Origin of the sequence: Sporosarcina sp. FSL W8-0480 (genome assembly GCF_037963765.1) — a bacterium.
In the GTDB taxonomy this organism is placed as follows: domain Bacteria; phylum Bacillota; class Bacilli; order Bacillales_A; family Planococcaceae; genus Sporosarcina.
Map to the genome: position 1 here is coordinate 2,657,371 of NZ_CP150166.1, position 14,311 is coordinate 2,671,681.

Genomic DNA, 14,311 nt, shown 5'->3' on the forward strand with positions numbered 1-14,311 from the left:
GCGAATTAATTTTCCAAGAGATAGATATGATAATTTTTCATCGAATAGAATGTAAAATTATCAGTGAAATATGGTACACTTGGGTGAGATTGATTGAGATTGAAGAGGGGGTTTCAAACTATGAAAGTGAAAGATTTCGTATCAGGAGTCTTAACAGGTGTAGCCGCTGGTCTGATTGTCAATCAGGCTTTTGAAAAGCTGAACTCGAATACTCCAGCAGAACGTGTCTTAAATGATGTAAAGGAAGCCTTCAAAAAAGAGGGGCCTATTGATGGTTCATGGATTGTCATGAAGCCAGAAGTTTTCACGAATAATGTCTTATCGATGGAAGTATATAGGGGCGGCATTTCAAGGATTCGAAATGGCGAACTTGAGCAATTCGAATTTGCAGCGAATGCAGAAACAGGTACTGTTGTTGAACTGGTCCAGAAGTGAATTCAAGAAGTAAATTCAAGAAGTAAATAATGAAGTTAAAAATACCGCCACACATTTTCCGTGTGACGGTATTTTTCATTTTGTACGAGACACTGATTCTGTAATTTCCTTACCGCTTTCATCCCATTGGACAAGGCGGTAAACTGCATCATGATAAAAGATGAAACGATACTGGTTCGCCAATGCTTCTTTCATCAGTTTTTCCTTTGCAAAGATTGACGTCATTGGATAGTCATCATATGCAAGCACCCAGAGTGGATTGCTATGGGCATGGGTTGGCATGATATCCCCCATATGCAAGATCGTTTCATTGTTTTGGGTTAATTTGATGACGCTATGGCCGTCACTATGACCGCCGGTATGAATCATTTCAATCCCTAAAACTATAATAGTATGTTCATTGAAAGTTTTCACTTGGTGCTGAATCGGCTCCCAGTTTTCTTTCCAGTACGTATTTCTTGAACGGATATTCGGATTTCTCATTTCATCCCATTCGACTGCAGAAACATGAATTTCTGCGTTCGGAAAAATCGAGACAAGCTTGTCATCCACGTAGCCTGTTAAGCCCGCGGCATGGTCGTTATGAAGATGGGTCATTAAGATAATATCGATATCCTCCGGTTTCAACCCAAGCTCCAGTAAACTTTCTTCAACCTTCGTTTCCGCACGCACACCAAGATTACGCTTTTGCTTTTCCGTGAGCTTTCCTTTGCCTATTCCGCTGTCGATTAAGATGTGCTTCCCTTCATATGAAATGAGGATAGGATCTGTTCTAAGTTCAATCAAGTTATTCTCATCCACTTCATACTTTCGGGACCATAATGCTTTCGGTACAACCCCAAACATCGTACCCCCATCAAGAAAGTTCACACCACCATCAAGCCAAGTGAGTTTCATATCGTGAAATACATATGTATCCAACCAAAACATCCCCTTTCTTATCTCTCTAATTGTTAAACATAGCCTCCAACCGATAGATAGGTTGTCCCTTTGCCGAGAATTTCTCTTCGTATTCCGTCATAATGTTATCTTCGGGCATTTCAGCATGTAAATCCAAGGAGACATCCTTTAAAACCATGCCGTAAGAAGACATGGAAACAAGCGAGTATTCAAAGAGCTTGCGATTATCCGTCTTGAAGTGGATTTCACCTTTTTCCTTCAAAACATCTTCATATTTTGCCAAAAATGATTCATGCGTAAGTCTTCGTTTTGCATGGCGGGTTTTTGGCCATGGATCTGAAAAGTTCAAATAGATAAGATCCAACTCCCTAACCTTAAATAAATCCTCCATATTGGCACCATTTCCACGAAGTAGTCGCAAGTTCGACGGTTTTCCCGCTTCAATTGCTTTTTCCAAAGCGGATACGATTACATTGTCAAAATGTTCGATTCCAATATAGTTAATGTCCGGATTGGCTAATGCCATTCCGATGATGAATTGCCCTTTACCTGTCCCTACTTCTACATGGATCGGGTTTTCATTGTTAAAAATTGCTTTCCAATCCTTTACTGCTCCTTCATCTTCGTTGATGAGGACATCTGGATGTTCTGCCATGAAATCTTTTGCCCATGGTTTATTGCGCAGCCTCATTTTTTACACTCATTTCTAATTGTTTTTGTTCATCGTAATTCAGTTATTCCATCCTACCGAAAGCGGTAGTCTTGACATTATCCAAAATCGACTGTGCCGCCTTAAATTGGTTGAACTTCATTGGAAAAGTGGATTGTTGAAGAGCAGTGAACCATTCACTATACGTCCGGCGGTCTATAATTTTAATATCAAACGGGTTTCCGGGATAATCGATGTAGCCGTTTCTTGATAGTATGATTTTCTTAATGGGGAAGTCAATACTTTGGGTACTGAAAATTCCCGAGATGATTTTTTCCATTCGATTAAGCCCGATAAGGGGATTTAGAATCCTTGACTCTTTTGTACCAACCTTTTTCGTCCAAAAACGATCTCCACTCCCTACAAAAGCTGCAATATCTTCTTGTTCCACTACTGTTATGCACAAGCATTCAAGCGGGGTTACCAATATTATATCCACTTCAACCGGAGCTTTCTTCACTTGAAGGATTGGATAGTAAAATAGCAGAAAACTGTCGGGCAGTTGCTGGGTAAAGCTTCTCAGCAATTTATCTCCCATGAATTTCGCATCAAGGTGGGAAGTTTCCCTCAATGTCGAGCTTGCCCACTTCAACTGGAAATGAAATAGCTGATCTAAAAAGAGCTTGCGTAGATGTTCAAGATTGGTAGGATTGTTTAAGAGATAGGGATTGAATCCAAAATCCTCCAACTCATTCACTTCTTCGGATTCGGTGTCCATTTCAACATCCAGAGGCTCGAACTCTCTTTCCTTTCTCCTTCCAAACAAACTGAAAAGAGGGGTAAGCCAATTCCCCTCCTTCAGCTGCTCCTCCTCTTCTACATCAGGACTTTCTTCCCTTTCCGAAAAATCCGCTCCATTTTCCCATTGGAGCTTCATTCTTTCCCATTGGGACTTTTTAAGCCTAATATATTGTGTGGGATAATGTGATAAATCATTTTCATAGCGGGATATATAATCAAGCAGTTTGACGAGCTGCGCCAATTCCATCAACTCCGTTCAATCGACAATACTCATTCTCCTACTATGGAAACAGGAATCTGACGGGCAAAAGCCTCCTGCAATTTTCTTGTAACAGGACCAGGTTCACCTGAACCGATTGCTTTCCCATTTATCATAATGACTGGTGTAACTTCCGCTGTCGTAGAGGTCATGAAAAACTCATCCATTTCAAGTGCTTCTTCAGGAGAGAATGATTCCTCTTTTACAGTTATTCCGTTTTCTTCGCATAATTTTATTACAACTTGGCGGGTAATTCCATTTAGGATAAGATTTGATGCTGGGTGTGTGTAAACGACTCCATCTTTGATGCCAAACATATTAGTTGAAGATCCTTCCGTTACGATTCCGTCACGGACCAATATCGCTTCTGCGCAGTTCGCCTCAAAAGCTTCTTGTTTCGCAAGGACACTTCCCAACAAGTTCAAACTCTTTATATCACAACGAAGCCATCGAATATCATCAACAGTTATCGTCCGTACTCCATTTTCGATAGTTTTCATCGGTCTTGGATTATGAACCGCATACGCTGTTACAACTGGTGCAGTTTCAGGAGTCGGGAACTGATGGACCCTCGCGGCGACTCCGCGAGTCACTTGCATATAAATATGCCCTGTCGCGATTTCATTAACCTTAACCAATTCCTTCGCAATGTCGATTAACTGCTGTTCAGAATATGGAATCGTCATTTTTACTTTTGTTGCACTTTGAGATAGACGCTCGAAATGTTCTTCTGCCGTATATAATTCACCATCATATACTTTTACGACTTCGTAAACACCATCTCCAAAATAATAGCCCCTATCATCAATGGAAACGTTTATACTATCCTTTGCTAAAAACTGCCCGTCGATAAAGTGAATCATCATCTTTCCCCTTCCTCATTGGACGCTAAACGGCTGATTGCCGATGCGTAAATGGCTGTCGCCTTTATAAGGTCTTCTATATATACATATTCATCTGCTTGGTGGGCGACATCTTCCCTACCTGGGAAAAGCATTCCGAATGCGACTCCTTTATCCAACACACGTGCGTACGTACCGCCACCGATTGATAGAAGTTCAGCCTCTTCACCTGTGTATGCTGTATAGACTTCCTGCAATGTTTTGATGAACGGGTCATTTGCATCGACATGATGCGGCGTCGAATTGGATCTAACCTCTAAATGGAATGCTGAATCCTTTAACCTTTCATGACAATTGTTAACCTTCTCTTCAAACGGATACGTAACCGAATACCGCATGCTAACGTTAACTTGTCCGCCTTCTTCAGGGTTATAGGAAACGATACCCGCATTCAAAGTCGTATCACCTGATATTTCATCATTGAAATTTAGCCCAAGATAACGTCCTCGTGTTTCATTTCCAAATGCATTTACGATGAATTGAGTGAATTCCTTTGATGCACCATCTGTGAAAATTTCATTCAGGAAGGATGTTAGGACAATAGCAGCATTCACTCCATTGTCGGGTTCCATCGCATGAGCGGACTTCCCATTGACACTTATCGTTGTCTCAACGTCATTTCCGGTTACGGATGCACCGTAATCATGGGAATCCATAAAACGTTCAAATCGATCCTTAATTTCTTCGAATCCAATACCTATGATGGCTTGTGCATGGTCAGGAACCATATTCGTCCGATTCCCTGATTTGAAGTCAAGCAATTGTCCATCCGACGTATTCGTTTTTTGTGAAAAGACCAGTGATGAAATTCCCTTTTCAGCATTAATGATTGGGAAATCTGCATCTGGAGCAAACCCGATTGTCGGCATTTCTTCTTTTTCAAAATAACGTCTCACACAACGGAAACCACTTTCCTCATCTGTTCCAATAATGAGACGTACCCGTTTATTCAGAGGGATTCCTGCTTCTTTCACCATTTTCATAGCATGCCAAGCGGCAATTGTTGGACCTTTATCATCGATTGCACCACGTCCGAACAACTTCCCATCAGCAACAGTACCTTCGAACGGCCCGTAAGTCCAGTTACTTCCGGCAGGTACCACATCGACGTGACAAAGGATTCCTAAAAGCTCATCACCTTCGCCCATTTCGATATGCCCTGCCATATTGTCGATATTCTTTACAGTAAATCCAGCCTTCCTACCTTCCTCTAAAAGCCAATCGAGCGCTCGCTTCGGCTCGGGACCGAACGGCGCTCCCTCTGAAGACAAACCTTCATCTAAAACAGAAGGAATAGATATTAATTGCTTTAAATCATCAATTACAAATTCCTGATTTTCCAATGCTTTTTCTTTCCAGTTCACCAACTTAGGCACCTTCTTTCTTATTCTCTTATTTTCACATGTTCAGCTTGGAAAATAAAGTACCAAGCAATATTTACATTGAATTAACAAAAAATTCTTTTACTATTGTCAAAAATAAGCTATAATTATATTATCGGAACAATTACCCGATACAGCGTTCTGATGAAAGGAGTGCATTGTCAGGGGCCAATTTCAACTTGCATAGGTAACATTCAATAGTCTCATGCCCATAGATTTGGAAAATGAAGATGAAGGAGTGGTTCCACAGTTGAATACCGCTACTGATCGTATGCTTACCCGTATTAAGGATGTCTATTTATACATTCATGACCGGGGCATGGTTACAACCGAAAACGTAGTAGAAGAATTTGGCATCACAAGCCGCACCGCACAACGGGATTTGAACGTTCTTGAATATAACGAACTCATAACAAGCCCAACCCGCGGTAAATGGACAACAACTCAGAAAAAAGTTAAATTACCCTTATGACGTCACTCTAATGGGTGGTTTTAACCACCCGGCGATTTCAAAACGAGAAATTGAAAAAGCTGAACTGTCAATCCAGTTCAGCTTTTTCATTGCGAAGCGAAGCCAACTCTTCTTCCGTCAATTCCCGATACTCCCCTAAATTCAACCCTTCATCTAAGCTTAATGTTCCCATCGTAAGTCGTTTCAGGTAGACAACCCGCTTACCTACAGCCTCGAACATCCGCTTAACCTGATGGAATTTCCCTTCCGTAATCGTTAGCTCAATTTCAGAGATATTGTCGGATTTTAAAATCCGAAGTTTCCCAGGCTTCGTGAAATAACCATCATCCAGCGTTACCCCTTCCGCAAACCTCTCGATATCATCTTCAGTTACGACACCTTCAATATGTGCATAATACGTTTTCGGGACTTCTTTCTTCGGTGACAATAATTCATGCGCAAGCTTTCCGTCATTGGTGATCAACAACAAGCCTTCCGTGTCCTTATCGAGACGGCCAACCGGGAATGGCTCGAAATGTCTATACTCATCATCCAATAAATCAATGACAGTTCGATCACGGAAATCTTCAGTCGCAGAAATTACGCCTTGCGGTTTATGCAACATCAAGTATATGAATTCCCTGTATACAATCCGCTCGCCTAAAATCGTCACTTCATCCATTTCCGGATCAACGTGACGCGCAGGATCCTTGACGAGTTCATTATTTACTTGTATTGCGCCTTTCTTCAGAAGCTGTCGCACTTCTTTACGCGAACCGAATCCCATATTCGCCAATAATTTATCCAAACGCATTGATTATCCTCCAAACCCTAACTTCTTCGTAATCTTCGTTAAACGATCACCAAATAATTTCTGTGCAAGCCCTGATTTTAATGCTAAAGCTCCATACACAGCTGCTCCAACAAATGCACAGATCAAAACGTAAAGCAAAGCTTGCATTTTGCCGCCGACAGGGCTGATGGCAAGTAAGCCTTTTAATGTAAAGTGGACAGCAATGAGCATGATAACATTGAAAATCCCGATTAGGATCAATCGTCTAAACACCATTTTCGAATGGTAATTCAGAACCTTAGAGATGACGAAAAGGTTGATTGATACTGCCACACCATATCCGATTGCAGTTGCAGCAATAGCACCGTTCACTTCAAAGAGCTTGATAAGTGGGATGTTTAATATCATTTTAATCAATAATCCCGTTAACGAAGTGAAAACAATCCACTTATGCTTGTCGATACCTTGAAGGATTGCTGCAGTTACTGTGAATAGACCGAAAAGAATTGCGACAGGAGCATACGCAGACAATACAGCTGATCCAACAGCATCTTTACTGTAAAGGAAAGTGTAAAACTCATCCGATAGCACAATTAGACCAATAACCATTGGGATGGTCAAAAACAGCATGATTTGAAAGGTTTGATCAAGAGAGCGTGTGAGTCCTTTCTGATCGTTCCTCGTGTAGTAACTTGTTATAACAGGAATAAGGGCCATTGAAAAGCCGGTCGCTACCATAACTGGAATCATAACAACTTTATGTGTAAGGAAGTTAAGCATCGTCAAAATCTCATCGGTAACGCTTGATAGGCCAATGGATTTCATTGCATCATTGAATGTTATCATATCTACGAATTGATAAAGCGGATTGATGACACCTACGAGGACAAATGGAATCGTATACCCGATAACTTCTTTGTACATATCTATAAACGAAATACTACTTGCTGGCGGACTGCTCTCATACAAAGCTGTAAACTCTGGTTTGTATTTAAGCCAATACTTATACAGTACGACAAGACCCGCAAGAGCCCCGATAAATGCCGCAAACACCGCGAAATTCACTGCCAGTCTTGGAGATAAATCAAGTACATTTACTACGAAATATGCCCCAACCAAGACAACCAAAATCCTGACAATTTGCTCGACAAGCTGGGAAACTGAGGTTGGTTCAAATTTCTGATTGCCCTGTAAATAACCGCGGACAATACTCATTAGCGGAACAGCAAGCAATGCATAACTTACCCACCGGATAACTGACTTAATTTCTTCTATAGTAAATATCTGTTCATCATCACGAATAACGAGTTTGGCAATTGGTTCAGCCATGAAAAACAAGACTAAGAACGATAGAATACCCGTTATTGTCATGACAAGCATTCCAGACTTCATTAACTTTCGACCTGTTGCATAATCGCCCATTGCATTATACTTCGAAACATATTTTGAAATCGCAAGTGGAGCACCCGAAATGGCTACCGCTAAAGCAAGGTTGTATGGAATGTACGCGTATTGATACAATCCAATATTCTCTTTTCCGACAATCGCATAAAACGGAATAACGTATAAAAGACCGAGCGCCTTGGATAAGAAGAGCCCGATTGTTAAAATGGCTGTGCCTTTTACAAGGTTTGATGACATATTTGATCCTTCCAATCTTAAGAACTACTCAACAAAGCTACTTATCAGTTTACCCCCCACCGACACTTTTCACAATGATTATCGAGCATATCCATGTATAATGGAGAAAAACTGAAAGTGTGGTTCCATATATGTATGACGTTATTATCATCGGTGGGGGTCCCTCAGGGTTAATGGCCTCTATCGCTGCAGCCGAAAAGGGAGGCAAAGTCCTTCTTTTGGATAAAGGAAAAAAACTTGGAAATAAATTATCAATTTCAGGGGGCGGACGATGTAATGTGACAAACCGTTTGCCACTTGAAGAAATTGTTAAAAACATTCCAGGAAACGGAAGGTTTCTATATGGTCCGTTTTCTGTCTTCAACAATGAAGACATTATCACCTTTTTCGAAGGGCTTGGCGTGCCATTGAAAGAAGAAGATCACGGCAGGATGTTTCCCGTTTCAAATAATGCGAAGGATGTCGTAAATGCATTGCTTAGTGAAATGGATCGCCTGAATGTTGAGGTGCGTTTAACGACTCGTGTTAAGAAATTATTGATGGATGATGAAAGGATATTGGGTGTGCGTCTTGAAGATGGTGAAGAAATTCGTGCGAATGCAGTAGTCGTTGCCGTTGGTGGAAAAGCAGTCCCGCAAACCGGCAGTACAGGGGACGGATATCCTTGGGCTGAAAAAGCTGGTCATACCGTGACGGAATTGTATCCAACTGAAGTGCCTTTATTGTCCAGCGAACCGTTTATTCAATCAAAAGAATTACAAGGACTTGCACTACGCGATGTGGCTGTATCCGTATTGAATGCCAAAGGAAAGACAATGGTTACACATCAGATGGACATGTTGTTCACCCATTTCGGATTGAGCGGACCTGCGATATTACGATGCAGCCAGTTTGTTGTAAAGGAACAAATGAAAAACGGTGGGAAGCCTGTTGAGATGCGGATTGATTCATTGCCAACAATGAATGAGGAAAAGGCATTCCAGATGATTTCAGGCATGTTGAAAGAGGATCCGAAGAAAGTAGCGAAGAATAGTTTGAAGGGAATCGCTCCGGAACGTTGGCTTCTGTTTTTATTCGACCGAGCGGAAATCGATGTTGCTGATACTGGCGCGGGAATTTCCAATGAAAAAATCCGTAAGTTGGCGGGCTTGTTGAAAGGGTTTGCGATGACGGTTAATGGCACGCAGCCGATTGAAAAGGCATTCGTCACGGGCGGAGGGATTTCCACGAAGGAGATCGAGCCGAAGACGATGGCTTCTCGGAAAAAGGCTGGACTTTACTTCTGCGGTGAGATTTTGGATATCCATGGGTATACTGGTGGATATAATATTACTTCGGCGTTAGTTACAGGACGGATTGCTGGGATGAGTGCTGGGGCGTTTGCGAGGGATTGAGTTTGTCATGTAAGCGGGAGATTCTTGGGCGCGGGTTGACGGTTGTTGAGCGCGGAATCCAATTCTTGAGCGCAGAATCCAATTCTTGAGCGCGAGATCCAATTCTTGAGCGTAGAATCCAATTCTTGAGCACGAAATCTGAATCTTGAGCGCGAAATCTGAATCTTGAGCACGAAATCAGATTCTTGAGCGCGGAAATCAATTCTTGAGCACGAAATCAGATTCTTGAGCGCGGAAGTCAATTCTTGAGCATGTAATCCGTTTCTTGAGCGCGTAATCCAATTCTTGAGCGCAAAATCCAATTCTTGAGCACGAAATAAATCTCCTACTATAAGATTCCAACAATAAAATCCACGGAAAGAGTTCACACTCCTTTCCGTGGATTTTTCATATATTAAACCGCTACAATATTTACCAATCTGCCTGGGATTGCAATTACCTTCTTCAATTCCTTGCCATCGATCCATTGCTTCACTTGATCATCTTCAAGTGCGGCTTTCTCAAGCTCTTCCTTCGTAATGTCTTTAGCGACATTGATTTTCGCGCGAACTTTACCGTTGATTTGAACAGCAACTTCCACTGTATCATCAAATAGTTTTGATTCATCAAAGGTCGGCCAAGCAACATAGGAAATCGATTCGCTATGACCTAACTTCTCCCAAAGCTCTTCAGCAAGATGCGGAGTGATTGGTGAAATCATGATGACGAAGCCTTCAACAAATTCTTTAGGAATCGAGTCGACTTTATAACCTTCATTGATGAACACCATCATTTGGGAAATCGCAGTGTTATTACGCATTCCTTCATAGTCTTCGGTTACTTTCTTCACAGTTTGGTGATAAACCTTTTCAAGTGCACCACCTGATTCGCCACCTATTTTCGAGCTCAGCGTTCCATCTTCGTTGACGAATAAACGCCAGATGCGATCTAAGAAACGACGTGCACCGTCAAGACCGTTCGTTGACCATTCTTTCGAAGCGTCAAGAGGACCCATGAACATTTCGTAAAGGCGAAGTGTGTCCGCACCATGCGAATGGACAATATCGTCAGGATTGATGACGTTGCCAAGAGACTTGGACATTTTCACATGACCTTCTCCAAGGATCATTCCTTGGTTGAACAGCTTTTGGAATGGCTCTTTCGTTGGAACGACTCCGATATCATAAAGCACTTTATGCCAGAAACGAGCATATAGAAGGTGAAGTACCGCGTGTTCCGCTCCGCCTACGTAAATGTCAACCGGCAACCAGCGTTCTGCAAGTTTCGGATCAATCAGCATTTCATCATTATCCGGGTCGATATAACGTAAGTAGTACCAGCAGCTGCCTGCCCATTGCGGCATTGTATTTGTTTCGCGGCGGCCTTTCATGCCAGTAACCGGATCAACGACATTAACCCACTCTTCGATATTTGCAAGCGGGGATTCACCCGTTCCGCTTGGTTTGATGTTATCCGTTTTCGGCAACATCAATGGTAATTCTGATTCATCGACAGTCGTCATGGAACCGTCTTCCCAATGGATAATTGGAATCGGCTCACCCCAATAACGTTGTCTTGAGAATAGCCAATCGCGAAGGCGGTAAGTGATCTTCTTCTCGCCTTTTCCGTTTTCAACGAACCAAGCAATTGCCTTTTCAATCGCTTCCTCTTTGTCAAGACCGTTCAAGAAGTCGGAATTAATATGCTCCCCGTCGCCAACATACGCTTCCTTCGTAATATCGCCGCCAGCAACAACTTCCACAATCGGCAATTTGAATTCAACCGCAAATTCGTAATCCCGCTCATCATGAGCAGGCACCGCCATGATTGCACCAGTTCCGTATGAAGCAAGCACATAATCCGCAATCCAAATTGGCATCTTCTCTCCGCTTGCAGGGTTGATCGCATAAGAGCCTGTGAATACGCCAGTCTTCTCTTTCGCAAGGTCTGTACGTTCCAAGTCACTTTTCGTTTTCACTTTATCCAAGTAAGCGTCAACCGCATCTTTTTGTTCCGCAGTCGTAATTTGTTCAACAAGTTTATGCTCAGGAGCAAGAACCGCATATGTTGCACCAAAGATCGTATCCGGACGAGTCGTGAACGCTTCGAATGAAAGATCGGTTCCATCAATTTCGAATGTCAACTGAGCACCTTCAGAACGACCGATCCAATTGCGTTGCATATCTTTCAAGCTATCCGGCCAGTCAAGATCATCCAAATCTTCAAGTAGACGGTCCGCATATTCCGTAATGCGCAATACCCATTGGCGCATCGGACGACGTTCTACTGGATGACCGCCACGTTCAGATTTCCCGTCAATTACTTCTTCATTCGCAAGGACTGTTCCAAGAGCCGGACACCAGTTGACAGGTACTTCATCGATATACGCCAACCCTTTTTTATACAATTGGATGAAAATCCATTGCGTCCATTTGTAATACTTCGGATCCGTCGTATTCACTTCACGGTCCCAGTCATAAGAGAACCCAAGATCATTCATTTGGCGTTTGAACGTCGCGATGTTTTTCGCAGTGAATTCAGCAGGGTCATTACCAGTGTCAATCGCATATTGTTCAGCTGGAAGTCCGAATGCATCCCAACCCATCGGGTGAAGGACATTATAGCCTTGCTTTCTTTTGAATGAACTCAAAATATCTGTCGCGATATAGCCAAGTGGATGACCGACGTGTAGCCCCGCACCTGATGGATATGGGAACATATCAAGCGCGTAGAATTTCGGCTTTGATTCATCGTTGACCATTTTATAAGTCTTATTGTCCTTCCAATACTGTTGCCACTTCTTCTCGATCTGTACATGCTTGTAACTCATCTCTGTTCATTCCTTCCATTTACATTCAAATCGCGTTTTACGGGAATAAAAAAACTCCCGTCCCTTAAAAATAAGGGACGAGAGGTATGTATACTCCCGCGGTGCCACCCAAATTGACGGCAAAGCCGCCCAACTTGTTTCCTTAACGCGGAAAACGGCACCGGCTACTTTTCGTTCACCGATACAGGCTCAAAGGCGAGTTCATCGTAGTCGTACAGGCTCGCACCAACCGCCTGCTCTCTATAATCGACCGTACCGATTACTAATTCCTCTTCAATGCCAACGCTATTTGAATTCAGTTTATTGTAGTGTACCCGAAATAGTTCCAATTTACAACTGGATATCTAATAAATTGATGGAAGCGACTAAGCTATGGGTGAGTCATAGGTCCCTTTTTGATGATAACTTTCCGGATTCAATAGATATCTTCACATATTCAATAGATAAATTGCTCGATTCAATAGATAACTCGCCTGATTCAATAGATAAAAGTAATGCCAAGCCCATTTAAGAGGGCTTGGCATTGTAAATTAATTCAAATTCACTTTCAACTCAGCTTCCGTCGAGTTAATAACGTCTTCGACAGTGAATCCTTCGAAAACTTCCTTCAGTTCGAGGCCGTCCGGTGTCACGTCAATTAAAGCTCTTTCCGTGATGATCTTATGGACAACTCCTTTTCCTGTCAAAGGAAGTGAACATTCTTTTTTAATCTTAGCTGATCCGTCTTTTGCAACATGATCCATGATGACGATGATTTTCTTTGCACCATGCACAAGATCCATCGCACCGCCCATTCCTTTGATCATCTTGCCGGGAATCATCCAGTTCGCAAGATCTCCTTTTTCCGATACTTCCATGCCCCCAAGGATTGCAACATCGACATGTCCTCCACGAATCATTGCGAAAGACTCAGCGCTGTTGAAGAATGCCGATCCCGGGATTGTTGTAACCGTTTCCTTACCAGCGTTAATCAAGTCCGGATCGACCTCATCTTCTGTCGGGTACGGACCGATTCCAAGGAGGCCATTTTCCGATTGAAGAACAACAGTTTTATCCTCCGAAATAAAGTTTGCGACCAGTGTCGGCATACCAATTCCAAGATTTACATAGTCGCCATCGTTAATTTCTTTTTCCGCACGTCTAGCTATTCGTTCTCTGTAATTAATTGTCGTCATCGTGAATACTCCCCTTCCTTATCGCGTTGTTAACCGTTCAATGCGTTTTTCCTGTTCCGCTTGCAATAGCCCTTGTACATAGATGCTTGGTGTGTGAATTGTTGCAGGATCCAATTGACCCGTTTCTACGATTTCCTCGACTTCCGCAATCGTCACGCGTCCAGCTGCCGCCATCATAGGGTTGAAGTTTTGTGCCGTCTTGTTGTAGATCAAGTTCCCAAGCTTATCCGACTTCGCTGCACGGATCAATGCAAAATCGGCAACCAGCGCTTCTTCAAGGACATATTCTTTCCCATTAAAAACTCTTGTCTCTTTACCATCAGCCACAGTCGTTCCAACCCCGGCTGGTGTGTAAAATGCTGGTATTCCAGCACCGCCTGCACGAATCTTTTCAGCAAGCGTTCCTTGAGGAGTCAACTCCACTTCTATTTCGCCAGATAGAACTTGACGTTCGAATTCCTTATTTTCCCCAACATATGAACCTATCATTTTTTTAATCTGCTTTTCTTTCAATAAAAGACCTAGGCCCCATTCATCTACGCCACAGTTATTTGATATAATCGTCAAATCCTTAACACCCTTTTCAACCAAAGCCAAAATGAGTTGCTCAGGAATTCCAACTAAACCAAAGCCACCTACCATTAACGTTGAACCATCTCTAATCTGCGAAATCGCTTCCATTGCTGTTGAATAGATCGGTTTCATTTCGCGTTCCCCCTT

The 14,311-nt window shown here is 42.5% G+C and carries 14 protein-coding genes and 1 other annotated feature; of the genes, 3 read left to right on the top strand and 11 right to left on the bottom strand.

The window, feature by feature from the left end:
- Positions 1-120 precede the first annotated feature (120 nt).
- Entirely contained in the window at positions 121-435 is a 315-nt protein-coding gene (locus NSQ43_RS13715) for a hypothetical protein (RefSeq protein ID WP_339251065.1), read from the top strand.
- Positions 436-510: 75 nt separating this feature from the next.
- Here the strand turns inward: NSQ43_RS13715 and NSQ43_RS13720 are convergent, their stop codons facing one another.
- The 5 genes from NSQ43_RS13720 to pepV all read right to left on the bottom strand — a co-directional run bounded on the left by NSQ43_RS13720 (position 511) and on the right by pepV (position 5,310).
- Complete coding sequence (locus tag NSQ43_RS13720; RefSeq protein WP_339251067.1) at positions 511-1,356, bottom strand: MBL fold metallo-hydrolase; 846 nt, start codon at positions 1,354-1,356, stop codon at positions 511-513.
- Positions 1,357-1,381: 25 nt separating this feature from the next.
- Positions 1,382-2,026 carry a tRNA (guanosine(46)-N7)-methyltransferase TrmB gene (gene trmB / locus NSQ43_RS13725; RefSeq protein ID WP_339251069.1) on the bottom strand — a complete coding sequence of 215 codons (645 nt, stop codon included), beginning with the start codon at positions 2,024-2,026 and terminating at the stop codon, positions 1,382-1,384.
- 43 nt (positions 2,027-2,069) lie between these two features.
- Positions 2,070-2,921 carry an NERD domain-containing protein gene (locus tag NSQ43_RS13730; RefSeq protein WP_339251071.1) on the bottom strand — a complete coding sequence of 284 codons (852 nt, stop codon included), beginning with the start codon at positions 2,919-2,921 and terminating at the stop codon, positions 2,070-2,072.
- 134 nt (positions 2,922-3,055) lie between these two features.
- The gene (gene dat / locus NSQ43_RS13735; RefSeq protein ID WP_339251073.1) at positions 3,056-3,910 is read right to left on the bottom strand and encodes a D-amino-acid transaminase; all 855 of its coding nucleotides are present in this window, start codon (positions 3,908-3,910) and stop codon (positions 3,056-3,058) included.
- Entirely contained in the window at positions 3,907-5,310 is a 1,404-nt protein-coding gene (pepV, locus tag NSQ43_RS13740; protein WP_339254926.1) for a dipeptidase PepV, read from the bottom strand. The genes dat and pepV overlap by 4 nt, the downstream gene beginning before the upstream one ends.
- A 268-nt stretch (positions 5,311-5,578) precedes the next feature.
- On the opposite strand from pepV, the gene NSQ43_RS13745 reads away from it, so the two are divergent.
- A complete protein-coding gene (locus NSQ43_RS13745) occupies positions 5,579-5,800 on the top strand; it encodes a DeoR family transcriptional regulator (protein WP_339251074.1) in 222 nt (73 codons plus the stop codon).
- Between the two features lie 67 nt (positions 5,801-5,867).
- Here NSQ43_RS13745 and NSQ43_RS13750 read toward each other — a convergent pair whose 3' ends face one another.
- Both NSQ43_RS13750 and NSQ43_RS13755 read right to left on the bottom strand, forming a co-directional pair.
- On the bottom strand, positions 5,868-6,593 hold the full coding sequence (locus NSQ43_RS13750; RefSeq protein WP_339251076.1) for a pseudouridine synthase: 726 nt from the start codon (positions 6,591-6,593) through the stop codon (positions 5,868-5,870).
- Positions 6,594-6,596: 3 nt separating this feature from the next.
- Positions 6,597-8,213, bottom strand: coding sequence for a polysaccharide biosynthesis protein (locus NSQ43_RS13755; RefSeq protein ID WP_339251078.1), 1,617 nt, complete (start codon positions 8,211-8,213; stop codon positions 6,597-6,599).
- Between the two features lie 131 nt (positions 8,214-8,344).
- Between NSQ43_RS13755 and NSQ43_RS13760 the strand changes: the two genes are divergently transcribed.
- Positions 8,345-9,607, top strand: a complete 1,263-nt coding sequence (locus NSQ43_RS13760) for an NAD(P)/FAD-dependent oxidoreductase (protein ID WP_339251080.1) — start codon at positions 8,345-8,347, stop codon at positions 9,605-9,607.
- A gap of 5 nt (positions 9,608-9,612) precedes the next feature.
- Here the strand turns inward: NSQ43_RS13760 and NSQ43_RS13765 are convergent, their stop codons facing one another.
- The 4 genes from NSQ43_RS13765 to NSQ43_RS13780 all read right to left on the bottom strand — a co-directional run bounded on the left by NSQ43_RS13765 (position 9,613) and on the right by NSQ43_RS13780 (position 14,296).
- The gene (locus NSQ43_RS13765) at positions 9,613-9,975 is read right to left on the bottom strand and encodes a hypothetical protein (protein WP_339251082.1); all 363 of its coding nucleotides are present in this window, start codon (positions 9,973-9,975) and stop codon (positions 9,613-9,615) included.
- 26 nt (positions 9,976-10,001) lie between these two features.
- Positions 10,002-12,416, bottom strand: coding sequence for a leucine--tRNA ligase (leuS, locus tag NSQ43_RS13770; protein ID WP_339251084.1), 2,415 nt, complete (start codon positions 12,414-12,416; stop codon positions 10,002-10,004).
- Positions 12,417-12,486: 70 nt separating this feature from the next.
- Positions 12,487-12,702, bottom strand: a binding site (T-box leader).
- A gap of 244 nt (positions 12,703-12,946) precedes the next feature.
- Entirely contained in the window at positions 12,947-13,591 is a 645-nt protein-coding gene (locus NSQ43_RS13775; RefSeq protein ID WP_339251086.1) for a 3-oxoacid CoA-transferase subunit B, read from the bottom strand.
- A gap of 18 nt (positions 13,592-13,609) precedes the next feature.
- Positions 13,610-14,296: a CoA transferase subunit A gene (locus NSQ43_RS13780; RefSeq protein WP_339251087.1), complete on the bottom strand. Its 687-nt coding sequence runs from the start codon at positions 14,294-14,296 to the stop codon at positions 13,610-13,612.
- Between the last annotated feature and the right edge of the window lie 15 nt (positions 14,297-14,311).

Coding starts and splice junctions, on each gene's coding strand:
- NSQ43_RS13715 (WP_339251065.1), top strand. CDS start 121: ATGAAAGTGAAAGATTTCGTATCAGGAGTCTTAACAGGTGTAGCCGCT.
- trmB (WP_339251069.1), bottom strand. CDS start 2,026: ATGAGGCTGCGCAATAAACCATGGGCAAAAGATTTCATGGCAGAACAT.
- NSQ43_RS13730 (WP_339251071.1), bottom strand. CDS start 2,921: ATGAAGCTCCAATGGGAAAATGGAGCGGATTTTTCGGAAAGGGAAGAA.
- dat (WP_339251073.1), bottom strand. CDS start 3,910: ATGATGATTCACTTTATCGACGGGCAGTTTTTAGCAAAGGATAGTATA.
- NSQ43_RS13750 (WP_339251076.1), bottom strand. CDS start 6,593: ATGCGTTTGGATAAATTATTGGCGAATATGGGATTCGGTTCGCGTAAA.
- NSQ43_RS13755 (WP_339251078.1), bottom strand. CDS start 8,213: ATGTCATCAAACCTTGTAAAAGGCACAGCCATTTTAACAATCGGGCTC.
- NSQ43_RS13760 (WP_339251080.1), top strand. CDS start 8,345: ATGTATGACGTTATTATCATCGGTGGGGGTCCCTCAGGGTTAATGGCC.
- leuS (WP_339251084.1), bottom strand. CDS start 12,416: ATGAGTTACAAGCATGTACAGATCGAGAAGAAGTGGCAACAGTATTGG.
- NSQ43_RS13775 (WP_339251086.1), bottom strand. CDS start 13,591: ATGACGACAATTAATTACAGAGAACGAATAGCTAGACGTGCGGAAAAA.
- NSQ43_RS13780 (WP_339251087.1), bottom strand. CDS start 14,296: ATGAAACCGATCTATTCAACAGCAATGGAAGCGATTTCGCAGATTAGA.